The sequence below is a fragment of the Pseudomonas sp. NPDC086112 genome, assembly GCF_044746425.1.
Classification (GTDB): Bacteria; Pseudomonadota; Gammaproteobacteria; order Pseudomonadales; family Pseudomonadaceae; genus Aquipseudomonas.
Genome location: NZ_JBIVCD010000019.1, coordinates 16,030 through 42,227 on the forward strand (window position 1 = coordinate 16,030; position 26,198 = coordinate 42,227).

Here is a 26,198-nt window from a genome sequence, read left to right on the forward strand (position 1 = left end):
ACAAAGCAGAATAAAAATTCTTCGTGGCAGGTAACAAAATCCCACTCAAACAACCGAACAGGCTTACACGCACAAATGCCGAAACAATCGAGAGAAGTAACCGGACTGAGGTGATGAAGGCGGCCCGGGCGGGCCGCCAGATTTCAGCAGAGGGGTTTGTTGCCATACCAGCGCGGCGTGTACACCCAGTCACCGCCTTCGGCGCGGGGGAACACGCAAGTGGTGGACGAGCCGATCAGCACCATGGTGCGCATGTCCACTTGCTCCGGCGTGAGCGCGCCGAGTGTAGTGGTCCGCAGCGTCTGGCCGGGGCGACCGATATCACGTCCCAGCACCACTGGCGTTTCAGGGGTACGGTGCTGCGCGACGATCTCCAGCGCACGGCCCAGCTGCCATGGCCGCGAGCGGGAGATCGGATTGTAGAAGGCCAGCGCCAGATCGGCTTCGGCGGCCAGGTCCAGACGCTTTTCGATGATCGACCACGGCTTGAGGTTGTCCGACAGGGACATCACGCAGAAGTCATGCCCCAACGGCGCACCGGCCTGAGCGGCCGTCGCCAGCGAAGCGGAAACCCCCGGCAGGATCTCCAGATCGACGCTGTGCCAGGCCGGGTCAGTCGACTCGTGCAAGGCTTCCAGCACGGCGGCGGCCATGGCGAACACGCCGGGATCACCGGATGAGACCACGATCACCGACCGCCCCTGGGCCGCCAGTTCGAAGGCGTGACGGGCACGCTGCATCTCTTCGCGGTTGTCGGTGCAGTGCAGCACTTGATCCGGGCGAAACGGCCCGGCCATGCGCACATAGGTTTCGTAGCCGAGCACGTCAGTGGCCCTGGCCAGTTCGGCCTTCACCACAGGCACCATCAGTTCGGCAGCGCCCGGGCCGAGGCCGATCACCGCCAGTCGACCGCGTGGCTGGCCGACCTGCGCAACGTTCAGCGGCTGTTCGGCGATTGCCAGCGCCAGGTTCGCGTCGATCGGGATAATCGTCGCGCCGGGAATAGCCTCGCGAGCCAACTCGCTGGCATCGCTGGCAGCCGACGCAAAACGCAGCGGCACACCCAACTCAAGCGCCGCTTCGCGCAACGTCGGGCTGGCCATTTCCGTGGCTGGCGCCAACAAGCACGCCAGCGATTGCCCGGCGACTTGCGTCTGACGCAGCGCCGCGCGAATCGCCTGGGGCAAGTCCGCCACGCTGGCGCTGACCGCCAACAACACACTGCGCGGGTAAATCAACAGTTCAGTGGCTACCGGCGTTCGTTCCGCGCTGCCGACATGGATCGACAAATGAGCCTCGGGATCCTGCGGTAACTGTGCTTGCGCCAACCAGGGCGCAGCGCCTTCGATGCGCACGTGTTCGCCAGCCAGCAAGTCCGAGACGAAGCGCTTGCCCAACTCCAGATCGCCCAAGGCATAGCCGGCGGGTGGATTGAGCAGGCAGGTGCCAAAACGCAACTCACCGCTGGTGGTGATCGCGGCAGCGACGTCGAGGCCAGCGGCAATCTCGCGCGCCATGACATTCACCCCACCGAGGCCGCCGAGCAGCGGCACCACGGCGCTGCCGTCTTCGGCCACGGCCAGCACCGGTGGCTCAGCACCTTTTTCCAGCAGCAACGGCGCCAGGGTGCGGATCACAATCCCGGCGGCGCACAGCGCGATGATCGGCGTGTCCTGTTGATAAAGCTCGCGCAGGGTCGCGCCGAACTCGTGATAAACATGGTCCGCGCCATCGACCCGTTCGGCCAATCCATGGATCAATGCGCCCGGATACACCTGCTGAATTTTGCGTGCGGTCGCGAGGCTGCCATTGCCGAGAATGACAATCGCCGGAGCGGAATGGGCCATCAGCCTTGCCACCTTTCACCGGGAACGATGATCAGCGAGAAATACGGCGAGGACATCGGCTCGACCTGATCCAGCGGCACGATCTTCTGATTGACCATGGTCGCGCGCTCCACATACAGCGCACGCTGCGCCAGACCGAGCTCTTCGAGCACCTGACGGACCTTGGGAAAGTTGCGCCCCAGTTTCATGATCACTGCGGCATCGGCATCGGCCAGTCGCCGCTTGAGGTCTTCGTGGGGCAACACCCCCGACAATACCGACAGGCTCTGATTGCGATACACCAGCGGCGCACCAAGTACCGACGCACCGCCGAGCATCGAGCAGACCCCCGGCACGACTTCGGCTTCATAACGTTCGGCCAGACGATCGTGCAGGTACATGTAGGAGCCGTAGAAGAACGGATCGCCTTCGCAGATCACCGCCACGTCACGGCCAGCGTCCAGGTGCGCAGCGAGTTGTTCGCCAGCCGCATCGTAGAAATCGCTGATCACTTGTTCGTACGACAACGGCGCCGGCAGCGCTTCGGTGGTCACCGGATAAACCAGCGGCAGCAGGGTTTGCGCGTCCTGCAGGTGCGCTTCGATGATGCCGAAGGCGTTGCCCTTTTTGCCCTTGGCGACGAAGTACGCCACCACCGGCGATTCGCGCAGCAGGCGCAAGGCTTTGACGGTAATCAGTTCCGGATCACCGGGGCCGACGCCCAGGCCAATCAAACGTCCAGGTTGCTGCATCATTCGATCTCCGTGGCGAGGGCGTTGACGGCGGCGGCGGCCATGGCACTACCGCCCAGCCGGCCTTGCATGATGACGAAAGGCACGCCACGGCTGTCCGCCGCGAGCATCGCCTTGGATTCGGCGGCGCCGACGAAACCCACCGGGAAGCCGAGGATCAGCGCCGGTTTCGGCGCGCCGGCGTCGAGCATTTCCAACAGATAAAACAGCGCGGTCGGCGCATTGCCGATCACCACCACGCTGCCTTCCAGGTGCGGGCGCCACAGTTCCAGCGCGGCGGCGGAACGGGTGTTGCCCAACTCACGGGCAAGCTCCGGAACGCTGTCGTCGCGCAGGGTGCAGATCACTTGGTTATTGGCAGGCAAACGCGCGCGGGTCACGCCTTCGCTGACCATCCGCGCGTCGCACAGAATCGGCGCGCCGGCCGCCAGCGCATCACGCCCGGCCTTACCCGCACCTTCGGAAAATTGCAGACCGTCAATGGCCTCGACCATGCCGCAGGCGTGGATCACCCGCACCGCGAGTTTCTCCAGATCGGCCGGGATGCGCTCGAGGTTGGCCTCGGCGCGAATGATCGCGAAGGAGTTGCGATAGATCTCCTGACCGTCGCGGATGTAATCAAGCATCAAGGGAACTCCGTGGGTGGGCGTCGAGCAAGGCGCCGACCGCTTCAATAGTAAGATTGCGTGCATGCAGGGCGCCGAAACCCGACTGCCCCGCATCGCGAAAATAGAGGTCGTAGCGACCGGGTGCGACGGCCAGTAACGTGACCGGCACCCCATGGGCGGCGGCGCAGGAACGCTGGCAGCCAGACAAATGCACCGTTTGATCGTGGCGTTGCAACAGCGCAGCCAATTGCAAGGCGTCGCTCTTGGTATCGGCCAGGCCTTTGCCGCAGCCAGCGGAGCCGGTGCAGGCGATCAACCGTGACAAGGGCTGATCGGGTTCACACAGCAGGCCCAGTTGCTCCAGGCGCCGAATGACTTCGGGCGCCCGTTCTTTTCCAACAGTGGGTAGCAACAGACTTTGCCATGGGGTGAAACGCAGGCTCCCGTCACCGAACTCGTGCGCCAGTTGCGCCGCGCCTCTGAGCATGACGGGATCGAGCCGCCCCAAAGGAGGTACGGCACCGATATAGACATATTCGGTTCCAGCCTGCGGATGAACGCCGATGTGCAGAGCATCCGGGCTCGATGTACGCCGCCAATCGGTGATCGGGTTCAAAGGCACACGCTCGGCCAGGCGAGCGAGAAAATCCGCGGCCGGGATTTTGGCCAGCACATGACGCATCCGTGTTTGATCGGGCCGCGCTAGGTCGAGAAATAACTCCAGCACCGCAACGACCAACCCGTGTCCTTGCTCAAGTGACACTGAACCTGCGGGCGTGTCCGTGGGGCAACCCGCCAGACCGAATGCCAGCAACCGTTCGCCGTCTCGCTCAGCAGCAGACAACCACAGATCATGGGGGTGTTCGAGCATCGCCAACGCCTCGCCGCCGTCGAGTTGCACGGCAAACTTGGCGCTGAGCTCATGGAAACGTTCGTGGCTTTGCAAGGTGTCGAGAATCTGTTCAGCCAGCGGGCGCGTGTCGAACAGCCTATGCCGATCAATCCCGGCGGCCGGGCTGAGCATCAGGTTGCGCACATCGTCGCCAGCGGCGGTTCGCGGGCCCAATCCGGCGGCGAGCAGGCTGTCGATCAGTGCCGTCTGCTCGCTGCCGATCCCGCGAATCTGCAGATTGGCGCGGTTGGTCGCCTCGATCACGCCCCCGGCAAACCGTTCGGCCGCACGGGCCACCGCTTCAGCCTGGGCAGTGCTGATCGAGCCGCCGTTCAATTTGATCCGACAGATGCCGCCATCCAGTGCCTGGACGATACGCCGCAACCCCGGGCAGGCCGAGGGGCGTAAAGCGGTGGACATCGGGCGTTCGTTCAAAGGAGGTGACCGGCTGGCAGTGCTGTGGTGGGCGAAAGGTCGCCATTATGCCTGCTTTGCCCGAGCGCATGAAAATGCCTGCCGGTCGGAATCCGCCATGGCTACACATTAAGCAGCCTGGCGCTGTTCAGAGTTCGTATTCTTCAAGCTTGAAAGGGATCTCGCGAAGGGCCTGCTCAACGCTCGCTCGATGGGCATCCATCGCCCGGCGCTTGATCACCAGTTTTCTGGCGCGAATATCCAGTTGCGACATCGGCTGATGGATCTGCCAAAACAGATAGGTGGTATTGAGGACCATCTTGATAAACCGGATGTGACTGAGCACCACGACCAACTCGCCGCTGGCGTTATAACTGATCGGCAAAATATGCGAGCTGAACGTCTTGCCACTCAGGGCGGTAAACTTTTCCAGGATCGCCGCATCGTTTTCCAGCGCTGCAAGTCCTGCTTCAACTTGTGCCAGTTGGGAACGCGCGAGCAACGGCGCCGCCAACTTTCGCCATGCCTCCTGCACGCTTCCGGAAAATTCGCGCTGGACCAGAACCACGGGGTGTTCCTCAAGGCTCCAGCCAAATGACCAGAGAATGCCGGCAAAGTGATCGAACCACTCACCCGGCTGGGTACTGCTGTTGTAAAGTTCGTCCGCCTTGATCTGCGCGAGTAGAACGCAGTTCTTTACAAAATGGTTGTCGGCTGCAGTCTGGCCCCCGATGCCTGTGAACAACATATTATTCACGGCGATTGCATTACTGCGGATGTTATCTGTGTTTGAATTGATATCCATATCTCTTCCTGCCAACTTGGCAATCATTAAAAAATAAAATGCTTCGTCGTTAAATCAGAACTTTCATTAAGCCCGACTTAAGCTGACCCCAAACTAGCAAAAACACGCATTAAGCAAACCGCTTTTGCACAACATTAAGTTTCCGCTATCGGTTAAACATTCTCCGACAACCGACCCGCGTCAGATACCGGCAGCCGCGTTATCATGCCGCCCTTGAAGATCAACCCTGGATTAAGGAACGGCATGACACCCTGGCTAACGGTTGTGGGAATCGGTGAAGACGGCTTCAAGGGCCTGGGCAAGAACGCCCGGCGCGCCCTGATGGCCGCCTCGCGGATCATCGGCGGCCAGCGCCAACTGGACTTGCTGCCGGTGTGCATTCGCGGCGAACGCCAGTTGTGGCCCAGCCCTTTTACCCTTGAGCCGTTACTGGCGCTGCGTGGCGAACCGGTTTGTGTACTGGCCAGCGGCGATCCGATGTTCTTTGGCGTAGGCGCCAGCCTTGCGCGGCACCTGCCCGGCGCAGAAATGCTGATCCTGCCCGCTCCGTCTTCCGTGTCACTGGCGGCCGCTCGCCTGGGCTGGCCGTTGCAGGATGTGGTGACACTGTCGGTGGTCGCGCGCCCCGTCGCCGCACTCAACGCCCATGTGTCCAGTGGTGTGCGCTTGCTGGTGTTGAGCAACGACGGTCAGACTCCGGCGGCCATCGCGGCATTGCTGCGCGAGCGCGGTTTCGGGCCGAGTCGCCTCACTGTGCTGGAACATCTGGGCGGCGATGCCGAACGACGCATCGAGGGCGTCGCCAACGACTGGAACGACCCGCTGATTGCCGATCTGAACCTGATCGCCATCGAATGCATCGCCGAACCGAACACGCCACGCCTGTCCCGACTCGCCGGGTTGCCAGACTCTGCCTTCAAGCATGACGGCCAACTGACCAAACGCGATGTGCGCGCCATTACCCTCGCGCGCCTGGCCCCGGTTCCCGGCGAACTGCTGTGGGACGTCGGCGCTGGCAGCGGTTCGATCGGCATCGAATGGATGCGCGCTCATCCGAGTTGCCGGGCACTGGCCATCGAAGCGGATGAGGGACGACAGTTGTTGATCGAACACAACCGCGATGCCTTGGGCGTCCCCGGCCTGCATTTGATTCGCGGCAGCGCGCCCCAAGCCCTGGATGGGCTGGAACGCCCGGACGCCATTTTCATCGGTGGCGGCGTCACCCGCGAAGGCGTGCTCGATACTTGCTGGGCGCAACTCAAACCCGGCGGTCGACTGGTGGCCAACGCCGTCACCCTGCAAAGCGAAGTGACCCTGATGGCCTGGCGCGAACGGCATGGCGGTGAACTGACCCGCATTCATGTCGCTCAGGCGCAACCGTTGGGTGAGTTCGACACCTGGCGTCAGGCGCTACCGATTACCTTGCTAGACGTGACGAAACCCCTTGATGCGTGACGAAACCGCCGAACAACCCGCCCCGCTGCGCAGCGGCCTGACCACCGGCAGCTGCGCCACCGCCACCAGCCTCGCGGCGGCACGCCTGCTGCTCAGTGGCGTGGAAGCGGACGCCGTCGAGATCATTCTGCCCAAAGGCAAACGGGTGCAAATGCGCCTGGAATTCTGTCGGTTGATGAACGACGGCGCCGAAGCCGGAACGATCAAGGACGCCGGTGACGACCCGGACGTGACCCACGGCGCCCTGCTCTTTTCCCAGGTGCGCCTGCACAGTGAGCCGGGCATTCGCTTCAGCGCCGGTCGTGGGGTGGGCACCGTCACACGGCCCGGGCTGGTGCTGAACGTCGGCGAACCGGCGATCAACCCGGTGCCGCGCAAGATGATCAGTGAGCACCTGACGCAGCTGGCCGAAGAACTGGATTATCAGGGCGGCTTCGAGGTTACGGTGAACGTCGAGGACGGCGAAGCCCTGGCACTGAAAACCATGAACCCGCGACTGGGAATTCTCGGCGGCCTGTCGATCCTCGGCACCAGCGGCATCGTCCGGCCATTCTCCTGCGCGGCCTACATCGCCTCTATCCACCAAGGCATCGACGTCGCCAAAACCAACGGTTTCCTGCATATCGCCGCGTGCACCGGCAACGCCAGCGAAGACACCATGCGCCGGGTCTACGACTTGCCGGAAATCGCCCTGATCGAAATGGGCGACTTCGTCGGTGCGGTACTCAAGCACTTGCGCAAAGTACCTGTGGATAAACTCAGCCTGTGCGGCGGGTTCGGCAAGATCAGCAAACTGGCGGCCGGACACATGGATCTGCACAGTCGGCATTCAAGCATCGACCTGCCGCAACTGGCCGAATGGGCCGCGGCGGTCGGCGCGGATAAGGCGTTGCAACAAGCGATCCGCGAAGCCAATACCAGTCAGCAGGCGTTAGCGATGGCCAGTGCTGCCGGGATCGCCCTCGGAGACGCGGTGTGCCAGCACGCCTTGGACTTTGCCCGCAGCGTGGTGCCAGCGCAGGTTCAGGTCGAAGTATTCGCCATCGATCGCCAGGGCGGGATTGTCGGCCATGCAGGAGTTTTTCAATGAAGCGCGTGTTGTTGCTCGGCGGCGTCACTGAGGCTCTGGCCATCGCCCGAACCCTGGGACCGGGAGACATCTATAGCCTGGCCGGTGTCGGTCGCGTGCCGACGGATCTGAACTGCCAGATTCGGGTTGGCGGCTATGGCGGCGCTGAAGGTCTGGCGCAGTTCATTCGCGATGAAGGCATCGACCTGCTGCTGGATGCGACCCATCCCTACGCAGCGCAAATCAGCCAGAACGCCGCCACCGCCGCGAAGTTGAGCGGCATTGCGTGCTGGGCTTTGCGGCGTCCGGCCTGGCAACCACAAGCCGGAGATGACTGGCGCGAAGTCAGCGACTGGGCCGAATTGATCGAAGCGCTTAAACCCTTCCGCCGACCGCTGTTCACCCTCGGCCGCGAACCGCTGCAGCACCTGCACGAAATCCCGCCGGAGCAATTCTGGACGTTGCGTGCGTTGGACGTTTATCCGGGCAACGAACGCTGCGAAGTGATTGGCGCGCGTGGGCCGTTTCTGATTGAGGATGAACGGGAACTATTCGAGCGTCGGCAGATTGATGTGCTGATCAGCAAGAACAGCGGCAGCACCGCCACCGAACCAAAACTGGAAGTGGCGCGGGAACGTGGAGTGCCGGTGCTGGTGTTGAAGCGACCGGTGTTGCCGGGGGTTGAGCGGGAGTTTTGGGCGGTGGATGAGGTATTAGCGGCCCTTGCACAAAACCTGTAGCAGCTGGCGAAGCCTGCGTTCGGCTGCGCAGCAGTCGTAAAATCAAACACCACGGTCCGTCAGGTTGATCGTGGCGCATGGGATCACGACTGCTACGCAGCCGAACGCAGCCTTCGGCAGCTGCTACAGAAAATGTGCAACACCCTACATATCCATCGGACGTAACGCACAACATCATCCAAATCGGCTGACTTGTGGGCTCACAACCCAACTCCTATATTTCGGGTACCACTTAACGTAGCGGGGAATGCCGAATGCCCGAAAAATTCACTCGTTTCGATATCACCGAGTTTATCCACACGCCTATCGATATGTGGCACTACATCAAGGCTTGCGAAGAGGAAGACCCAGGCGATGGGAGCCTCAATCGTGTGGCGCTCAGAGATGTCAAACACACAATCCGGGCAAGAGTCCAACGCGACGCTCAATTCGCTCAGGCATTAAGAATCGAAGTCGCTACACTCTTTCAAAACGGCGAGTCTGAGCTCGCACGTCGGCTGCTCGACATGCTGACTGAAGCACTGCGACACCACACCGCACGCGGTCTTTTTACTTATCGCCCCTGATCAGGCTAAATAGCCGCGCCTGATCGCCCACTCAACCGGATCTGCCCTCATGTCCCGACAACGGCTCGCATTTGCCTGGATCGCCTGCTTTGCAGTGCTGTTCAACATGCTCGCCATGCCGATGTCTGGAGCGATGGCGCAGACGGCGAAATCGCCGGCCGAACAGTTGCTGTGGGGCAGTTTCTGCTCTTCCAACGGCACTAAACTGGTAGCGATTTCCCTGGGCGATATCGAGCAGAAAGCTCCGCAGGGCGACGATCATTCCAACATGCAGCATTGCTGGTGCTGTTCGGGCTCTGCACCATTGGTGGCATTGCCGGGGCATGCTCCGCAGTTGTATTACGCGCGTTTCGAGGCCAATCGAAGCCTGCCTCCTGCCACGCTCGACACCCTTACACCGCGCCAGCAATGGCCGAGTCTCAACCCCCGTGCGTCCCCTCTGGTGTGATTCCTTCTCGCAATTGACCTGCGTTTTGAATCGTTCTGGAGAACTGCCATGTTGAACAAACTCATCGTTCTGGCTGTATTGCTGCTGCCTGCCTGTTTTGCCAATGCTCACGAATACAAGGCTGGCGAGCTTGAGATCGCCCATCCATGGTCGCAAGAGTTGCCGCCCAACGCGCCCACCGTCGCGGCGTATTTCGTGATTCACAACAACGGCAAAACGGCTGACCGACTGCTGAGCGTCAACTCGCCGATCGCAGGCGTTGCCGAGTTGCACGAGCACGTGATGCAAAACGACCTGATGAAAATGCAGCAAGTGCCAAGCGTCGAAATTCCGGCTGGCGGCGAAGTCACCTTCGCACCGATGGCCTATCACGTGATGCTGCTGGAACTGAAAGACCGCAGCCTGTTGAGCGACGGCAAGCGCTTCGCGCTGACGATGCACTTCGAAAAATCCGGCGATGTGACGGTCGAGGTCGCGGTGCAGAAAAAGGCGCCTGACGGCATGCAAGAGCATATGCACGCTCAGTAAATCGCCCACGTTGAAAACGCCCATGCGCCCGCTTGGCACCCGGTCATCCGTGCACCGCCGTCAGCCAATGAGCCTGACGCGCGGTAGCTGGATCAGCCTGTTCGCCATGCTGATGATCTTTATCGGCCCGCTGATTTCTCAGTCGATGCCGATGGATCAACGCGCCTCGGCTTTGATGAAAGTATCCATGAGCATGTCGATGGACATGCCCATGGACATGTCGGCCATGGAACATGGCGCGCAACCCGCCGCCGAGCACTGCCCACCCAAAGCCGACCATCACGCACTCTGGGAAAAATGCGGCTATTGCAGCCTGCTGTTCAATTGCCCGGCGCTCACTGGCGGTCAGTCCTTCGTCGCCTTCGACAGTCCACAGACAACCACTTTCAGCACTCCCGCTACCCGCCTGGGCCACGCCCGGCAAACCTTCTTCCCCGGCGCCCGCACCCGTGCGCCGCCCATCGTCGCGTAAACACCCACTTCCAATTTCACACGGTTTAGAAGACAGCCGCAGGCTGCCGGCCGTGTCGTTTACGACTGTTCGATGGAAATTGTCATGTCCAGGTTTTCTGCTGACACACGTTTGGGCGCTGCCCAGGCTTCTTTTGCCCTGAACGAATCTCGCATTCGCTTCAGGCACGCCACCGCCGTTCTTTGCGGCTTGCTGCTGACACCGATGGTGCAGGCCGATGAACACACCGGCCACACCGAAGAACTTAGCCCGACGGTGATCACCGCCATCGCGCCAAGTTCGCCACTGACCATCGTCACCAACCCCAAGGACCCGCGCCAACCGGTGCCGGCCAGCGACGGTGGCGATTACCTGAAAACCATCCCCGGCTTCGCGCTGGTGCGCAACGGCGGCACCAATGGCGATCCGGTGCTGCGCGGCATGTTCGGCTCGCGACTGAATATCCTCACCAACGGCAGCATGATGCTCGGCGCCTGCCCCGGCCGCATGGATGCGCCAACCTCATACATCTCGCCGGAAACCTACGACAAACTCACCGTCATCAAAGGCCCGCAAACTGTGCTCTGGGGCCCCGGCGCATCCGCCGGCACTGTCCTGTTCGACCGTGAGCCGGAAAGCTTCGGCGAACTCGGCACCCGGGTGAACGCCAGCGTGCTGGCCGGTTCCAACGGTCGTTTCGACAAAGTGGTGGACGCCGCCGCCGGTGGGCCGTTGGGTTACGTGCGCGTGATCGGCAACACCGCGCATTCCGACGACTACAAGGACGGCAACAATGACACCGTGCCCTCGCGCTATGACAAGTGGAACGGCGACGTCGCTGTCGGCTGGACCCCGAGCGCCGACACGCTGCTGGAACTGACCGCCGGCAAGGGCGATGGCGAAGCCCGTTACGCCGGGCGTGGCATGGACGGTTCGCAGTTCTTGCGCGAAAGCCTCGGCCTGCGCTTCGAGCAGTCAAACATCGGTGAAGTGCTGGATAAGGTCGAGGCGCAGGTCTACTACAACTACGCCGACCACGTGATGGACAACTACACCCTGCGCACGCCGTCCGGCACCGGGATGATGGCCGGCCCCATGGCCTCCAATGTCGACCGTCGAACCCTCGGCGCGCGGATCAAAGCCACCTGGCGCTGGGCCGATGTGCAGCTGATCAGTGGCCTGGATGCGCAGACCAACGAACATCGCCAACGCAGCGCGATGGGCGTCGACGCCTACAAGGATGTGCCGCGCAACAAGGACGCCGACTTCCACAACTACGGCGTGTTCAGCGAACTGACCTGGTACGCCGCCGACCGTGATCGGTTGATCACCGGGGCACGACTGGATCGCGCGTCGGCCAAGGATTATCGGCAGACCATCGGCTCCGGGATGATGGCCCGCCCGAACCCGACCGCCGACGACACCCGCGCCGACACACTGCCCAGCGGCTTCGTGCGTTACGAACATGACCTGGCCGACAGCCCGACCACGCTGTATGCGGGCCTCGGTCACGCCCAGCGTTTCCCGGATTACTGGGAGCTGTTTTCGCCCAAGTCCGGCCCCGCCGGTTCGGTGAATGCCTTCGACTCGATCAAGCCGGAGAAAACCACCCAGCTCGACTTTGGCCTGCAATACAAGACCGAAGACCTCGAAGCCTGGGCCTCGGGTTACGTCGGGCAGGTGCGTGACTACATCCTGTTCAACTACACGCCGGGGATGATGGGCATGACCTCGCAAGCCGAGAACATCGACGCGCGCATCATGGGCGGCGAACTCGGTGCGGCCTACAAGCTGACGGCCAACTGGAAAGCCGACGCGACCCTGGCCTACGCCTGGGGCAAGAACAGCAGTGACGGCAGCGCCCTGCCGCAGATGCCACCGCTGGATGCCCGTTTCGGCCTGACCTACAGCGAAGACAACTGGAGCGCCGGCGCCTTGTGGCGGGTGGTGGCGGCGCAGAACCGCATCGACCGGAACAAGGGCAACGTGGTTGGCAAAGACTTCGACACGAGCTCCGGGTTCGGTGTGTTCTCGCTCAACAGCGCGTACCGGATCAACAAGAACTGGAAGGTCAGCAGCGGCGTCGACAATGTGTTCGGCAAGGCTTACGCCGAACACTTGAACCTGGCCGGCAACGCCGGTTTCGGCTTCCCGGCCAATGATCCGCAAGCCATCAACGAACCGGGGCGCACGCTCTGGACCAAGGTTGATATGAGCTTTTAAGAGCTTCGCGGGCAAGCCTCGCTCCTACAGGTTTTGTGTCGTATGTGGTTATTGCGAACAACCTGAACCTGTAGGAGCGAGGCTTGCCCGCGAACGACTGCGCAGCAGTCACCAAACAACAAAAGACCCAAGCCTGGCGGAGCACTCTAAATGAAACAGCCCAAACCGAATTTCTACAACCTGGCCTGGCGCTGGCATTTCTATGCCGGCCTGTTCGTCGCGCCATTCATGGTGATGCTGGCCCTGACCGGCATCATCTACCTGTTCAAACCGCAACTCGATCCGTTGATGTACGGCAGCCTGCTGAACGTCCCTGCGGCTCATCACACAGTCGCCGCAGACGACCTGCTCAAACGGGTGAAAGAGGCGTATCCACGGGGCCAGATCAAACAGTACCTGCCGCCGGTCAACGCCGAACGCAGTGCGCAATTTGTGGTGATCAATGAAGGTCATGAACTGAACGTGTTCATCGATCCGTACCACGGCGACATCCTTGGCGAGCAAGACGCGAAGAAGAATCTGCAAGCGATTGCGCGCTCGATTCACGGCGAATTGATGATCGGCACCGTCGGTGATCGGCTGGTAGAACTGGCCGCCGGTTGGGGCGTGGTGCTGGTGGTCTCCGGGGTATTTTTATGGTGGCCGCGCGGCCAGTCCGCCGGGATTCTCTGGCCTCGCTTGAACAGTCGCGGCCGAGTGCTTTGGCGCGACCTGCACGCGGTGACCGGGTTCTGGGGCGCATCATTGTTGCTGGTGATGCTGCTTAGCGGCATGACCTGGACCGGGTTCTGGGGCAAGCAATACGCCGACCTCTGGAACCGCTTCCCGGTAGCCATGTGGAATGAGGTGCCCAAATCCGACGTCGAGGCCCGCAGCCTCAACAGCGCCACGCGCCAGACCGTGCCGTGGGCCATGGAAAACACGCCGATGCCGATGTCCGGCGACCACGCTGAACACATGGCTCACACCGGCACGCAAGCCGGCCCGGCAGCGCCGACCATCAGCCTGCAAGACGTGCAAAACATCGCCGTGCAACGCAAGATCGAGCCCGGTTACAGCATCACCTTCCCCACTACAGCCACCGGCGTGTTCACCATCGCCTTGTTCGCCGACGACCCGCGCAACGATGCCACCCTGCATGTCGACCAGTACACCGGCGACGTCCTCGCCGACGTGCGCTGGAAGCATTACAGCAACGTCGCCCGGGCCACGGAAGTCGGCGTGATGCTGCACGAAGGCAAGATGTTCGGCCCGCTCAATCAGATCATCGTGCTGCTGATCTGCCTGATGATTTTGCTCAGCGCCGTCAGCGGTGTGGTGATCTGGTGGAAACGCCGGCCACAGGGCAAGTTCGGTGTACCGCCGTTGCGTCACGACCTGCCGAAATGGAAAACCGCGATGGTCATCATGTTCGGGTTGGCGGTGATGTTTCCGTTGGTGGGGGCTTCGCTGATTGTGGTGTGGGTGTTGGATCGTGTGCTGCTGTCGCGTTTGAGCCGGCAAACTGAATCCACTTCAGCTTCATCATGAAGCAGGCGAGATGCGCGTTTTAGAAGGATCTATAGACTTCTGGCGCTTATCTCTGAAGCATAGGGCCTCTTCGCGGGCAAGCCTCGCTCCTACAGGTTTTGTGCCGATCACAACTATTGCGTACGACACACAAGGTTTATGTCGATCACAACTATTGCGTACGACACAAACCCTGTAGGAGCGAGGCTTGCCCGCGAAGGCGTCATCAGCCACACCAAAAATCCCAAGAGAACTGCATGACCTCGCTGAACCTCACGAACCTCGCCTGGACACCCCTGGGCCACGGCCATTGCCATCACCAGTTCCAGCTGCGTGACGCATCCTTGCACGTGGCTGCTGGCGAGTTCGTCGGGTTGATCGGCCCCAACGGCAGCGGCAAGACCAGCCTGTTGCGTTGCGCCTATCGCTTCAGCAAACCGGAACGCGGTGAGGTAAAACTCGACCATCACAACGTCTGGAAGCAATCCTCACGCTGGTGCGCGCAACGCATCGCGGTGGTGTTACAAGAGTTCCCCGACGCCTTCGGCCTGACCGTGGATGAAGTGGTCGCCATGGGCCGCACGCCGCACAAAGGCCTGTTTGATGGCGACACCCTCGAGGACCGAAATTTCGCGAGCCAGGCCCTGGAATCGGTCGGCCTCAAGGGCTTCGAAGACCACGCCTTCGCCACCCTTTCCGGTGGTGAAAAACAGCGGGTAATCCTCGCCCGCGCCCTGGCCCAGCAACCGCAACTGCTGATCCTCGACGAACCGACCAATCACCTCGACCCACGCTATCAGCTGGAGCTGTTGCAACTGGTCAAGCGTCTGCGGATCGGCACGCTGGCGAGCATCCATGACCTCAATCTGGCGGCAGCTTTTTGCGACCGGCTGTACGTGATCAATCACGGGCGCATCGTCGCCAGCGGTCCACCCAAAGAAGTCCTGACCGCCCAACTTTTGCACAACGTGTTCGGCGTCGACGCCCTGATCGACGACCATCCCTTGCACGGCTACCCACGAATCACCTGGATAACCCAACCATGACTTTGCGTTCCCTGCTGTGTCTCACTCTGTTGCTGGGCAGTGCCCAAGCCTTCGCCGAGGCCACGAAATACCCGCTGACCGTCCAGAGCTGCAACCGCGAAGTGACCTTCAAGCAAGCGCCGAAACACGCGGTCAGCCATGACATCAACATGACCCAGATGATGCTCGCCCTCGGTCTCAAACCGCAGATGGCCGGCTACAGCGGCGTGACTGGCTGGAAGTCGGTGACGCCCCAGATGCAGACCATCCTTGATGGCTTGCCGGAACTGGCGGCCAAGTACCCGTCGGTGGAAACCCTGCTCAATGCCAACGTCGATTTCTTCTTCGCCGGTTGGGATTACGGCATGCGCGTCGGCGGTGATCTCACGCCGCAAACCCTGCAACCGCTGGGCATCAACGTCTACGAACTTACCGAGTCCTGCGCCTTCGTCATGAAGCGCCCACCGGCCAGCCTGGAAGACACCTACAACGACCTGCGCAACCTCGGAAAAATCTTCGACGTGCAGGATCGCGCCAATACCGTGATTGCCCTGATGCAGGCGCAAGTCGCCGACATCCGCAAGGATCTGCCGACCGACAAGCCTCGGGTATTTCTGTACGACAGCGGTGAAGACCGGGCCATGACGTCCGGGCGACTCGGCATGCCTCAGGCGCTAATCGATGCAGCGGGCGGGCGCAACATTCTCGACGACGTCGAGGCGAGCTGGACCCGTGTCAATTGGGAGAACGTGGTCGAGCGCAATCCGCAGGTGATCGTGATCGTCGATTACGGCGAAGTTACCGCGGAGCAGAAGGAGCAATTCCTGCTCAATAACCAGGCGCTGCAATCGGTGGATGCGATCAAGAACCAGCGCTTCATCGTCATTCCGTACGTACAGGCCACGCCCGGGATCGATAACGTGCTGGCGGTCGAAACCCTGGCCAAGGGTTTCCACGGCGAATGATCGATCGTCGCTATGCCTTGTTGCTGATCGCCCTCGGTGCGCTGTTGCTGGTGTCATGCGTGGTGTCGCTGGGTTTCGGCCCGGCGCGGGTGCCGGTGGAGGTGGTGTGGCGAATATTGCTGCACAAGATTTTTGGTTTCGGTGGTCCGGACTGGACGGCCGGCCAGGAACACATCGTCTGGCTGATCCGCGTGCCGCGCATGTTGCTCGGCGCGCTGGTGGGCGCTGGTCTGGCGTTGATTGGCGCGGTGCTGCAAGCGGTGACGCGCAATCCATTGGCTGATCCGCACTTGCTCGGGGTCACCTCCGGCGCCACCCTCGGCGCAGTGATCGTGGTGTTGCATGTTGGTGAGATCGCAGGCTTGCTGACCTTGCCGATTGCGGCGTTTATCGGCGCGTTGTTGAGCATGTTGATCGTGCTGATGATCGCCAACCGTCATGGGCGGCTGGACAGTGATCGGCTGCTGTTGTGCGGCGTGGCGGTGTCGTTCGTGATGATGGCGATTGCCAATTTGCTGCTGTTTCTGGGCGACCATCGCGCCAGTTCGGCGGTGATGTTCTGGATGCTTGGCGGGCTCGGGCTGGCGCGTTGGGAATTGCTTGCGGTGCCGGCGGCGAGTGTGTTGCTTGGGTTGGTGTTGTTGCTGGGGATGGCCCGGCCGTTGAATGCGTTGATGGCGGGTGAGCAGACTGCTGTGACTCTCGGTTTGAATGCTCGCACGGTGCGGTTGCGGGTGTTTTTGATTGCGTCGTTGATGACTGGGGTGTTGGTGTCGATCAGTGGGTCTATCGGGTTTGTAGGGCTGATGGTGCCGCACATTGCCCGGCGACTGGTCGGGGCGGAACACCGGCGACTGCTGCCCGTGTGCGTCCTGTTGGGCAGTCTGTTCCTCGTCTGGGTCGATGTCGCCGCCCGCACCCTGATCGCCCCGGAAGACCTGCCCATCGGCGTCGCCACCGCAGCCATCGGCGGGTTGTTCTTCATCGGCCTGATGCGCCGCCGCTGATCCCTTCTCTACCAGATGCACACAGCCCCCCTGTAGGAGCTGCCGAGTGAAACGAGGCTGCGATCTTTTGACTTTGATTTTTTAAGATCAAAAGATCGCAGCCTCGTTTCACTCGACAGCTCCTACAGTCATCAGTGTCAGACGGAACTCGGTGTCAGACGTGGGATTGGGGGCTGAATGCTGTTTTTGAATGTTTAACGGATGTGTCAAAACACGGAAGTTTCCCACGGGTTTTTCAGGTTGTTCGTCGGACGCGGGCCCTCTAGTCTTGGGCTGTCGCTGAACACTCAGCGATCGGGTGTGAGAACCCGGTAGCCCTGTTAATCCAACATCAGTACCACCATAATTGCCGCCAGCTTATCCGCTGTCTGCAATGCTCTATGGCGGCTGTGTGCGGGCGGACTTCGGTCCGGCCGGGTTTGGGTGGTGACCGGTTTCTCACTCCGCACATAGCTGCCACCCCTTCGTCGCGTGAGAAACGACAAAGGATGGCTCATTAAGAGACAACACCCGATGAGCAAGAAGATAGTTCCCGATCCACCCATCGATATCACCACTCCCGAAGCCGAAAAATCGCGCGACGACGACCTCCTCAAAGACCGCGAAGCCATAAAACGCGCCCTCGACTACTACCTCGATCCCCCGGTGCAATACACCGAAAAACCCCGTCGCCCCAGCACCCTGTTCCTGGTTGCCCCGGATGCCGGCACCGAAAGCCTGCTGGCCCACGCTTGTGAATCGTTGGCCTCGGCGAGTGTCCTGGCCAGCGATTTCGCCAACAACCTGATCGGCCCGCAGCGCCATACAGCGATGGCGATTCAGCAGGTCATCATGCTGGCGGAGCTGGCGGTGAACCGGGCGCTAGATAACGTCGACCCGGCGTAGTCCCTGTGGGAGCGGGCTTGCTCGCGAAGACGGCAGTACATCCAACATCCCTGTGACTGACACACCGCTTTCGCGAGCAAGCCCGCTCCCACATGGGTTCAACGTCGTACACAGATTCGGTGTACGACACAAAGCACTTGTAGGAGCGAGGCTTGCCCGCGAAAGCGTTAGGTCAGACACATTGATACTGGATGTGCCGCCGTCTTCGCGAGCAAGCTTCGCTCCTACAGGAGCCAGCCAATTTCTGCGCCCCAATGTGGCGCATCTTCTCGCACCAACGCGCCAGACGCGATCCTTCATGGTGCGTCATCCAAACCCCGCAACCGCTCTAATACGACATTTCCTTGCCCTTCCCCGACCGGGCACAGCCCTTGCTAAAGACCCTTCAGTCGTCCGCATCTGCCAACCATAAAAAACTTTAACGTTCATGGAGATCGCACAATGAAGCGTCGCAGTTTGATCAAGGCTTTCACACTATCGGCAAGCATTGCCGCGATGGGCATGGCCTGGACGGTCCAGGCCGCCGAGACCATCAAGGTCGGTATTCTGCATTCGTTGTCCGGGACCATGGCGATTTCCGAAACCTCGCTCAAAGACATGGCGTTGATGACCATCGACGAAATCAACGCCAAGGGCGGTGTGAACGGCAAGATGCTTGAACCGGTGGTGGTTGACCCCGCATCGAACTGGCCGTTGTTCGCCGAGAAGGGCCGGCAGTTGCTGACTCAGGACAAGGTGGCCGTGGTGTTCGGTTGCTGGACGTCGGTGTCGCGTAAGTCGGTATTGCCGGTGTTCGAAGAGCTCAACGGTCTGCTGTTCTATCCGGTGCAGTACGAAGGCGAAGAGATGTCGCCGAACGTGTTCTACACCGGCGCCGCGCCTAACCAGCAGGCGATTCCGGCGGTGGAATACCTGATGAGCGAAGAAGGTGGCAGCGCCAAGCGTTACTTCCTGCTGGGCACCGACTACGTGTACCCGCGCACCACCAACAAGATTCTGCGCTCGTTCCTGCACTCCAAAGGTGTGGCGGACAAGGACATCGAAGAGGTCTACACCCCGTTCGGTCATAGCGACTATCAAACCATCGTCGCCAACATCAAAAAATTCTCCGCCGGTGGCAAGACCGCCGTCATCTCCACCGTCAATGGCGACTCCAACGTGCCGTTCTATAAAGAGCTGGCCAACCAGGGCCTGAAAGCCACCGACGTTCCGGTTGTGGCGTTCTCCGTGGGCGAAGAAGAACTGCGTGGCATCGACACCAAACCGCTGGTGGGCAACCTCGCGGCGTGGAACTACTTCGAGTCGGTCGAGAACCCGCAGAACAAGAAATTCGTCGCCGACTGGAAAGCCTACGCCAAGAAACACAACCTGCCGGGCGCCGACAAAGCGGTGACCAACGACCCGATGGAGGCCACCTATGTCGGTATCCATATGTGGGCGCAAGCGGCGGAAAAAGCCAAGTCCACCGACGTCGACAAAGTCCGCGAAGCCCTGGCCGGCCAGACCTTCGCCGCGCCGTCCGGTTACACCCTGACCATGGACAAGACCAACCACCACCTGCACAAGCCGGTGATGATCGGCGAGATTCAGGCCGACGGTCAGTTCAACGTGGTGTGGCAGACCGAAGGGCCGATCCGCGCCCAACCGTGGAGCCCGTTCATTCAGGGTAACGACAAGAAGCCGGACTATGCGGTGAAGAGTAACTAAGCCACTGGATGTCGGGCCGGATTAACTCTCCGGCCAGGCAAAATCCCCTGTGGGAGCGGGCTTGCTCGCGAAAGCGGTGTGCCAGGCGACTGACATGTTGAATGTGAGTCCGCATTCGCGAGCAAGCCCGCTCCCACAATGTCCGCGTCAAGGCGACTCTCTATGCCCACTGCCCTTTACCGTTTCATTCTCGCCGTCGCGCTGTTATTGCCGATGGCCACCCACGCCGGCGACGCCGAAGACTTCGTCGCGGCCAATCCCGTGCAACAAGCAAAACTCTTGGAAACCTGGGCCGCGCAGCCCGATCCGGCTCGTATCGAACTGATCAACGCTCTGCAACAAGGCGAATTGACGGTCGATGGCCAACCAAAAACCCTGCGCCTGAACAATCGCCTGCGCGGTCTGATCGACACCGCTTTGGCCTGCCACCAATTGCTCGCCGCCGACGCCAAAATCCGTCTGGCCGCCGCGCAGCAATTGCAGAAAAGCGCCAAACCGGCTCAGTTGAAATTCCTCGACCAGCAACTGGCTGGCGAAAAAGACGAAACCGTCCACGCCGCCCTGAGCCTGGCGCTGGCCAACCTGCAACTGGTCGATACCGACCCGGCCGTGCGCCTCGCCGCTGTGCGTCTGCTCGGTGAAACCGGCGATCCACTGGCCCGCACCCGTCTCGAAGGTTTGCTTGAATCCGGCGTCGAAGCCGATGCCAATGTGCGCACCGCCGCCGAAACCAGCCTGGCCCAGGTCAAACGCAAACTGCTGATCGGCGAGATGCTCGGGCAGGCGTTCAGTGGTATGTCCCTCGGTTCGATCCTGCTACTCGCGGCGTTGGGGCTGGCGATCACCTTCGGCCTGCTCGGCGTGATCAACATGGCCCACGGCGAGATGCTGATGCTCGGCGCCTACTCGACTTACGTGGTGCAGCTGATGTTCCAGCGCTTCGCCCCGCAAGCCATTGAGTTCTACCCGCTGATTGCTTTGCCGGTAGCGTTTTTTGTCACCGCCGGGATCGGCATGGCGCTGGAGCGCACGGTGATTCGTCACCTCTACGGCCGCCCATTGGAAACCCTGCTGGCGACGTGGGGCATCAGCCTGATGCTGATTCAGTTGGTGCGCCTGGTGTTCGGCGCGCAGAACGTTGAAGTCGCCAACCCGGCCTGGCTCTCGGGCGGAATTCAGGTGCTGCCGAATCTGGTGCTGCCGTACAACCGCATCGTGATCATCGCGTTCGCCTTGTTTGTGGTGGTGCTGACCTGGCTGCTGCTGAACAAGACGCGGCTGGGCCTCAACGTGCGCGCCGTCACCCAGAACCGCAACATGGCCGCCTGCTGCGGCGTACCGACCGGGCGCGTCGACATGCTCGCTTTCGGCCTCGGCTCGGGAATCGCTGGCCTCGGCGGTGTGGCGCTGAGCCAGATCGGCAACGTCGGCCCGGACCTCGGTCAGAGTTACATCATCGACTCATTCCTGGTGGTGGTGCTCGGCGGTGTCGGCCAATTGGCCGGTAGCGTATTGGCCGCATTCGGCTTAGGGATAGCCAACAAGATTCTCGAACCGCAGATCGGTGCGGTGCTGGGCAAAATCCTGATCCTCGCGCTGATCATTCTGTTCATCCAGAAACGTCCGCAAGGCCTCTTCGCACTGAAAGGACGGGTGATCGACTGATGAATCAGCCCCTACTGCTCACGGCCACACAAAAGGCCGGCCCAAAAGTCACCCTCGCTGTTGGCGCGGTGATCCTTGTTTTGCTGTTGGCGTTGCCGCTGCTGTCGCTGTTATCGCCCATCAGCGTTTTTCACGTCTCGGCCTACACCCTGACGTTGGTGGGCAAGATTCTCTGCTACGCCATCGTTGCCCTGGCCCTCGATCTGGTCTGGGGTTACGCCGGCCTGTTGTCGCTGGGGCACGGTCTGTTCTTCGCCCTCGGCGGTTACGCGATGGGCATGTACTTGATGCGCCAGGCCTCGGGCGATGGCTTGCCGGCGTTCATGACGTTCCTGTCGTGGACCGAACTGCCGTGGTACTGGACCGGGACCAGCAGCTTCCTCTGGGCCATGTGTCTCGTTGTATTAGCGCCGGGACTGCTGGCGCTGGTGTTCGGTTTCTTCGCCTTCCGCTCGCGGATCAAAGGCGTGTATTTCTCGATCATGACCCAGGCCCTGACCTTCGCCGGGATGTTGCTGTTTTTCCGCAACGAAACCGGGTTTGGCGGCAATAACGGCTTCACCAACTTCCGCACCATTCTCGGGTTTGGCATCACTGAACCGGGGACGCGTGCGGTGTTGTTTTTCGCCACGGTGTTGTTGCTGGTGGCGAGTCTGTTCATTGGTTGGCGGCTGGCGCAAAGCAAGTTCGGCCGGGTGTTGACCGCGTTGCGCGATGCGGAAAACCGCTTGATGTTCTGTGGCTACGATCCACGCGGTTTCAAGTTGTTTGTCTGGGTGTTGAGCGCGGTGCTGTGCGGCTTGGCGGGCGCGCTGTATGTGCCGCAAGTCGGGATTATCAACCCGAGTGAAATGTCGCCGACCAACTCCATCGAAGCCGCCGTTTGGGTGGCGCTGGGTGGTCGCGGCACGCTGATCGGTCCGCTGCTCGGTGCCGGTGTGGTCAACGGGATGAAGAGTTGGTTCACCGTGGCCTTTCCGGAGTACTGGCTGTTTTTCCTCGGCGCACTGTTCATCGTCGTGACGTTGTATCTGCCTAAGGGTGTGATCGGTCTGCTGAAGAAAAGGGGTGAATCATGAGAATTACACCGACGGCTGAATTCATGCTCGAACCGGTCTTTTTCCCGCCGGAGCCCAACAGGGACGCCGGCAGCAGCCGCGATGCCATCGGTCTCGGCCAACGCGTCGGCCCCGGCCTGAATACCCGCCACGGCACCATCCTGACCCTGGAAGACATCAGCGTCAGCTTCGATGGTTTCAAGGCGCTGAACGCTCTGAACCTGTACATCGGTGTCGGCGAATTGCGCTGCATCATCGGCCCCAATGGCGCGGGCAAGACCACGTTGATGGACGTGATCACCGGCAAGACTCGCCCAAGTCATGGCAAAGCCTGGTTCGGTGAAACCCTGGACCTGACGCAGATGAGCGAAGTGCAGATTGCCCAGGCTGGTATCGGTCGCAAATTCCAGAAGCCGACGGTGTTCGAGGCCTTGAGCGTGTTCGAAAACCTGGAGTTGGCGCAGAAGACCGACAAGTCGGTATGGGCCAGCCTGCGGGCTCGTCTCAGTGGCGAGCAGAAAGATCGCATCAGCGAAGTGCTGGAAACCATCCGCCTGACTGCCTCGGTCAATCGCCCGGCGGGTTTGTTGTCCCACGGCCAGAAGCAGTTTCTGGAAATCGGCATGCTGCTGATGCAAGACCCACAACTGCTGCTGCTCGACGAACCGGTGGCGGGCATGACCGACGCCGAAACCGAATTCACTGCCGAGCTGTTCAAAAGCCTGGCGGGCAAGCATTCGCTAATGGTGGTGGAACACGACATGGGCTTCGTCGGCTCGATTGCCGACCACGTCACCGTGTTGCATCAAGGCAGCGTGCTGGCCGAAGGGTCGCTGGAACAGGTGCAGGACAATGAGCGGGTGATCGAGGTGTATCTCGGCCGATGATTTTCGCGTTTCTGTAGGAGCGAGGCTTGCCCGCGAAAGGGACGCCTCGGTTCACCTGCGAGATCGCGTCATCGTTCTTCGCGGGCAAGCCTCGCGCCTACAAGGGCAGAGGCGTGTCGAAAGTGAGGCCGTGTCACACAGAAGGAATTTTGAACATGCTGCAAGTCGACAAGCTGCACCAGTATTACGGCGGTAGCCACATCCTGCGGGGCCTGACGTTTGAGGTGAAGGTCGGCGAAGTCACCTGCCTGCTCGGGCGCAATGGCGTGGGCAAGACTACCCTGCTCAAATGCCTGATGGGCTTGCTGCCGGCCAAGGAGGGCGCGGTGAACTGGGAAGGCAAACCGATCACCACGTTCAAGCCGCACCAACGGGTGCATGCCGGCATCGCTTACGTGCCTCAGGGCCGGGAAATCTTTGGCCGACTGACCGTGGAAGAAAACCTGCTGATGGGCCTCTCACGGTTTCCCGGCGCTGAAGCCAAGGAAGTCCCGGCGTTCATCTACGAGCTGTTCCCGGTGCTGCTGCAAATGAAACAACGGCGTGGCGGTGACTTGTCCGGTGGTCAGCAACAGCAACTGGCGATCGGCAGAGCACTGGCCAGTCGTCCACGGCTGCTGATCCTCGACGAACCCACCGAAGGCATCCAGCCGTCGGTGATCAAGGAAATCGGCGCGGTGATCAAGCAGCTCGCGGCTCGCGGTGATATGGCGATTCTGCTGGTGGAGCAGTTCTATGATTTCGCCGCCGAACTGGCCGATCAGTACCTGGTCATGTCCCGAGGCGAGATCGTGCAACAAGGGCGCGGCGAAAATATGGAAGCCGAAGGTGTCCGTGGACTGGTTACGATCTAACCTGCAGCTTCCTGGCGATTAATTGAAATTATGAATTTACCTGCCCCTATCATGCTGTTCACCCCCAGCTGGCATGCCGAGCTGGAATTGGGCTACGCCCGTTTCGGCGACAGCACGCGCCCGGTGCAGCGTCGCCATAAAGGTCCGTTGCGGGTGCAGAAGCATTTGTACGCCGAAGGCCCCGAGGTGTGTCAGCACATCATCGTCCACCCGCCGGGCGGGATTGCCGGTGGTGATCGGCTGGACATCTCGGCCAGCGTCGGCACGCATGCCTGGGCGCAAATCACCAGCCCCGGCGCCGCCAAGTGGTATCGCGCGGCAGGGCCGGCTTATCAGAAACTCGACCTGCGCGTGGCCGCCGGTGCTACGTTGGAGTGGCTGCCGCAAGAGACGATTATCTTCAGCGACGCTCAGGCGGAACTCAGCACCCGCATCGACCTTGAGGGCGATGCGCGGCTGTTCTACTGGGATGTGGTGGCGCTGGGTCGCCCGGCCAGTGGCGAGCGTTTCGATCTCGGACATTTTCAGGCGCATCTGGATATACGCCGCGATGGCCAGTTGCTCTGGCACGAACGCCAGCGCATTGTCGGCAATGATGGTTTGCTGGATTCGCCGATAGGGCTGGACGGCCAACCGGTGTTTGCGACGTTGCTGGTGACGGGTGAAGTCGATAGCGAATTGCTGCTGAAGTGCCGTTCGCTGAGCAATGACGTGCGCGGAGATCTGACGCAATTGCCGGGGCTTTTGGTCGCCCGATGCCTGGCCAGTGAGGCGCTGTTGGCACGTGGTTGGCTGATCGATGTGTGGCGGTTATTGCGCCCGGCGTTGCTGGGGCGAGAAGCCGTCCCACCAAGAATATGGAGCACCTGAACACAATCCACCCTGTAGGAGCGAGGCTTGCCCGCGAAGGGAGCGCCTCGGTTTAACTGGAGGACCGCGTTATCGTTCTTCGCGGGCAAGCCTCGCTCCTACAGGTTGAGTAATTTTTTAACTGCCGAATATGGATTTCTACGATGGACCTGACCCCACGCGAAAAAGACAAGCTGCTGATCTTCACCGCCGGCCTCGTGGCCGAGCGGCGTTTGGCTCGCGGCGTGAAGCTCAATTACCCGGAGGCCATGGCCTACATTTCCGCGGCGCTGCTCGAAGGCGCGCGTGATGGCCAGACCGTGGCCGAGCTGATGCATTTCGGCACCACCCTGCTCAGCCGCGAACAAGTGATGGAAGGCATCCCGGAAATGATCCCGGAGATCCAGGTCGAAGCGACGTTTCCCGACGGCACTAAACTGGTCACCGTTCACCAACCGATCGCCTGAGGCCGCGCCATGACTTACCACATCCGCGAGGCATTGCTCGCCGACCTGCCAGCGATCCGCGACATCTACAACGACGCCGTACTCAATACCACAGCGATCTGGAACGAACAGGCCGTGGACCTGGGCAACCGCCAGGCCTGGTTCAGCGCCCGGCAAGATCAGGGCTATCCGGTGCTGGTGATCGTCGACGGCGACAACAGCGTACTCGGCTACGCTTCATTCGGTGACTGGCGCCCGTTCGATGGGTTCCGCCACACGGTCGAGCACTCGGTGTACGTGCGCAACGACCAGCGGGGCAATGGCCTCGGGCTGCAACTGATGGAAGTGCTGATCGAACGCGCCAAAGGCTGCAACAAACACGTGATGGTCGCCGCCATCGAAAGCGGTAACGGCGCCTCGATTCGGCTGCACGACCGGGCCGGTTTCGTCGTCACCGGCCAAATGCCGCAGGTGGGCACCAAGTTCGGCCGCTGGCTGGACCTGACCTTCATGCAACTGATCCTCGACCCGGGTGCAATGCCACCCGGTCCCCACAAGGAGTGA

At 61.1% G+C, this 26,198-nt stretch carries 26 protein-coding genes; 21 read left to right on the forward strand and 5 right to left on the reverse strand.

From position 1 onward, the window contains the following. Positions 1-143 precede the first annotated feature (143 nt). From cobJ to ACIPLA_RS15235, 5 genes are all read right to left on the reverse strand, one after another. The gene (cobJ, locus tag ACIPLA_RS15215; RefSeq protein WP_401173845.1) at positions 144-1,847 is read right to left on the reverse strand and encodes a precorrin-3B C(17)-methyltransferase; all 1,704 of its coding nucleotides are present in this window, start codon (positions 1,845-1,847) and stop codon (positions 144-146) included. Then, positions 1,847-2,578, reverse strand: a complete 732-nt coding sequence (locus tag ACIPLA_RS15220) for a precorrin-2 C(20)-methyltransferase (RefSeq protein WP_401173966.1) — start codon at positions 2,576-2,578, stop codon at positions 1,847-1,849. The genes cobJ and ACIPLA_RS15220 overlap by 1 nt, the downstream gene beginning before the upstream one ends. Then, on the reverse strand, positions 2,578-3,204 hold the full coding sequence (locus ACIPLA_RS15225) for a precorrin-8X methylmutase (protein ID WP_218397292.1): 627 nt from the start codon (positions 3,202-3,204) through the stop codon (positions 2,578-2,580). Before ACIPLA_RS15225 ends, ACIPLA_RS15220 begins: the two co-directional genes overlap by 1 nt. Beyond that, the gene (gene cobG / locus ACIPLA_RS15230; RefSeq protein WP_401173849.1) at positions 3,197-4,498 is read right to left on the reverse strand and encodes a precorrin-3B synthase; all 1,302 of its coding nucleotides are present in this window, start codon (positions 4,496-4,498) and stop codon (positions 3,197-3,199) included. Before cobG ends, ACIPLA_RS15225 begins: the two co-directional genes overlap by 8 nt. Before the next feature lie 142 nt (positions 4,499-4,640). Further along, positions 4,641-5,297, reverse strand: a complete 657-nt coding sequence (locus ACIPLA_RS15235; RefSeq protein ID WP_401173852.1) for a hypothetical protein — start codon at positions 5,295-5,297, stop codon at positions 4,641-4,643. A 243-nt stretch (positions 5,298-5,540) separates the two neighbouring features. On the opposite strand from ACIPLA_RS15235, the gene cbiE reads away from it, so the two are divergent. The 21 genes from cbiE (at position 5,541) to ACIPLA_RS15340 (ending at position 26,198) form a co-directional block, all read left to right on the forward strand. Next, a complete protein-coding gene (gene cbiE / locus ACIPLA_RS15240; protein ID WP_218397286.1) occupies positions 5,541-6,752 on the forward strand; it encodes a precorrin-6y C5,15-methyltransferase (decarboxylating) subunit CbiE in 1,212 nt (403 codons plus the stop codon). After that, positions 6,745-7,842, forward strand: coding sequence for a cobalt-precorrin-5B (C(1))-methyltransferase (locus ACIPLA_RS15245; RefSeq protein ID WP_401173855.1), 1,098 nt, complete (start codon positions 6,745-6,747; stop codon positions 7,840-7,842). The genes cbiE and ACIPLA_RS15245 overlap by 8 nt, the downstream gene beginning before the upstream one ends. After that, positions 7,839-8,561 (forward strand): cobalt-precorrin-6A reductase, encoded by a 723-nt coding sequence (locus ACIPLA_RS15250; protein WP_401173858.1) that lies wholly within the window; start codon positions 7,839-7,841, stop codon positions 8,559-8,561. The genes ACIPLA_RS15245 and ACIPLA_RS15250 overlap by 4 nt, the downstream gene beginning before the upstream one ends. A 254-nt stretch (positions 8,562-8,815) precedes the next feature. Next, a complete protein-coding gene (locus tag ACIPLA_RS15255) occupies positions 8,816-9,127 on the forward strand; it encodes a hypothetical protein (protein ID WP_401173861.1) in 312 nt (103 codons plus the stop codon). A gap of 49 nt (positions 9,128-9,176) precedes the next feature. After that, the gene (locus ACIPLA_RS15260) at positions 9,177-9,575 is read left to right on the forward strand and encodes a DUF2946 domain-containing protein (RefSeq protein WP_218397278.1); all 399 of its coding nucleotides are present in this window, start codon (positions 9,177-9,179) and stop codon (positions 9,573-9,575) included. A 48-nt stretch (positions 9,576-9,623) separates the two neighbouring features. Next, a complete protein-coding gene (locus ACIPLA_RS15265) occupies positions 9,624-10,103 on the forward strand; it encodes a copper chaperone PCu(A)C (protein ID WP_218397276.1) in 480 nt (159 codons plus the stop codon). Between the two features lie 22 nt (positions 10,104-10,125). After that, positions 10,126-10,575: a DUF2946 domain-containing protein gene (locus ACIPLA_RS15270; protein WP_123499737.1), complete on the forward strand. Its 450-nt coding sequence runs from the start codon at positions 10,126-10,128 to the stop codon at positions 10,573-10,575. 84 nt (positions 10,576-10,659) lie between these two features. Then, a complete protein-coding gene (locus tag ACIPLA_RS15275) occupies positions 10,660-12,777 on the forward strand; it encodes a TonB-dependent copper receptor (protein WP_401173866.1) in 2,118 nt (705 codons plus the stop codon). A 150-nt stretch (positions 12,778-12,927) separates the two neighbouring features. Next, positions 12,928-14,307, forward strand: a complete 1,380-nt coding sequence (locus ACIPLA_RS15280) for a PepSY-associated TM helix domain-containing protein (protein WP_401173869.1) — start codon at positions 12,928-12,930, stop codon at positions 14,305-14,307. A 236-nt stretch (positions 14,308-14,543) separates the two neighbouring features. Then, positions 14,544-15,332, forward strand: coding sequence for an ABC transporter ATP-binding protein (locus ACIPLA_RS15285; protein ID WP_401173871.1), 789 nt, complete (start codon positions 14,544-14,546; stop codon positions 15,330-15,332). Next, the gene (locus ACIPLA_RS15290) at positions 15,329-16,276 is read left to right on the forward strand and encodes an ABC transporter substrate-binding protein (protein WP_401173874.1); all 948 of its coding nucleotides are present in this window, start codon (positions 15,329-15,331) and stop codon (positions 16,274-16,276) included. The genes ACIPLA_RS15285 and ACIPLA_RS15290 overlap by 4 nt, the downstream gene beginning before the upstream one ends. Beyond that, the gene (locus ACIPLA_RS15295; RefSeq protein ID WP_401173877.1) at positions 16,273-17,283 is read left to right on the forward strand and encodes a FecCD family ABC transporter permease; all 1,011 of its coding nucleotides are present in this window, start codon (positions 16,273-16,275) and stop codon (positions 17,281-17,283) included. The genes ACIPLA_RS15290 and ACIPLA_RS15295 overlap by 4 nt, the downstream gene beginning before the upstream one ends. A gap of 513 nt (positions 17,284-17,796) precedes the next feature. Then, the gene (locus ACIPLA_RS15300; protein WP_401173880.1) at positions 17,797-18,168 is read left to right on the forward strand and encodes a DUF6124 family protein; all 372 of its coding nucleotides are present in this window, start codon (positions 17,797-17,799) and stop codon (positions 18,166-18,168) included. Positions 18,169-18,609: 441 nt separating this feature from the next. After that, the gene (urtA, locus tag ACIPLA_RS15305; protein ID WP_339523104.1) at positions 18,610-19,875 is read left to right on the forward strand and encodes an urea ABC transporter substrate-binding protein; all 1,266 of its coding nucleotides are present in this window, start codon (positions 18,610-18,612) and stop codon (positions 19,873-19,875) included. 162 nt (positions 19,876-20,037) lie between these two features. Continuing rightward, on the forward strand, positions 20,038-21,540 hold the full coding sequence (gene urtB / locus ACIPLA_RS15310) for an urea ABC transporter permease subunit UrtB (RefSeq protein WP_218397259.1): 1,503 nt from the start codon (positions 20,038-20,040) through the stop codon (positions 21,538-21,540). Next, the gene (gene urtC, locus ACIPLA_RS15315; RefSeq protein WP_063341711.1) at positions 21,540-22,619 is read left to right on the forward strand and encodes an urea ABC transporter permease subunit UrtC; all 1,080 of its coding nucleotides are present in this window, start codon (positions 21,540-21,542) and stop codon (positions 22,617-22,619) included. The genes urtB and urtC overlap by 1 nt, the downstream gene beginning before the upstream one ends. Beyond that, positions 22,616-23,485 (forward strand): urea ABC transporter ATP-binding protein UrtD, encoded by an 870-nt coding sequence (gene urtD / locus ACIPLA_RS15320; protein WP_218397257.1) that lies wholly within the window; start codon positions 22,616-22,618, stop codon positions 23,483-23,485. Before urtC ends, urtD begins: the two co-directional genes overlap by 4 nt. 155 nt (positions 23,486-23,640) lie before the next feature. After that, positions 23,641-24,339, forward strand: a complete 699-nt coding sequence (urtE, locus tag ACIPLA_RS15325) for an urea ABC transporter ATP-binding subunit UrtE (protein ID WP_123721453.1) — start codon at positions 23,641-23,643, stop codon at positions 24,337-24,339. Between the two features lie 30 nt (positions 24,340-24,369). Further along, complete coding sequence (locus tag ACIPLA_RS15330) at positions 24,370-25,209, forward strand: urease accessory protein UreD (protein WP_401173886.1); 840 nt, start codon at positions 24,370-24,372, stop codon at positions 25,207-25,209. Between the two features lie 143 nt (positions 25,210-25,352). After that, positions 25,353-25,655 carry an urease subunit gamma gene (gene ureA, locus ACIPLA_RS15335; protein WP_007907366.1) on the forward strand — a complete coding sequence of 101 codons (303 nt, stop codon included), beginning with the start codon at positions 25,353-25,355 and terminating at the stop codon, positions 25,653-25,655. Positions 25,656-25,664: 9 nt separating this feature from the next. Next, the gene (locus ACIPLA_RS15340; RefSeq protein ID WP_401173889.1) at positions 25,665-26,198 is read left to right on the forward strand and encodes a GNAT family N-acetyltransferase; all 534 of its coding nucleotides are present in this window, start codon (positions 25,665-25,667) and stop codon (positions 26,196-26,198) included.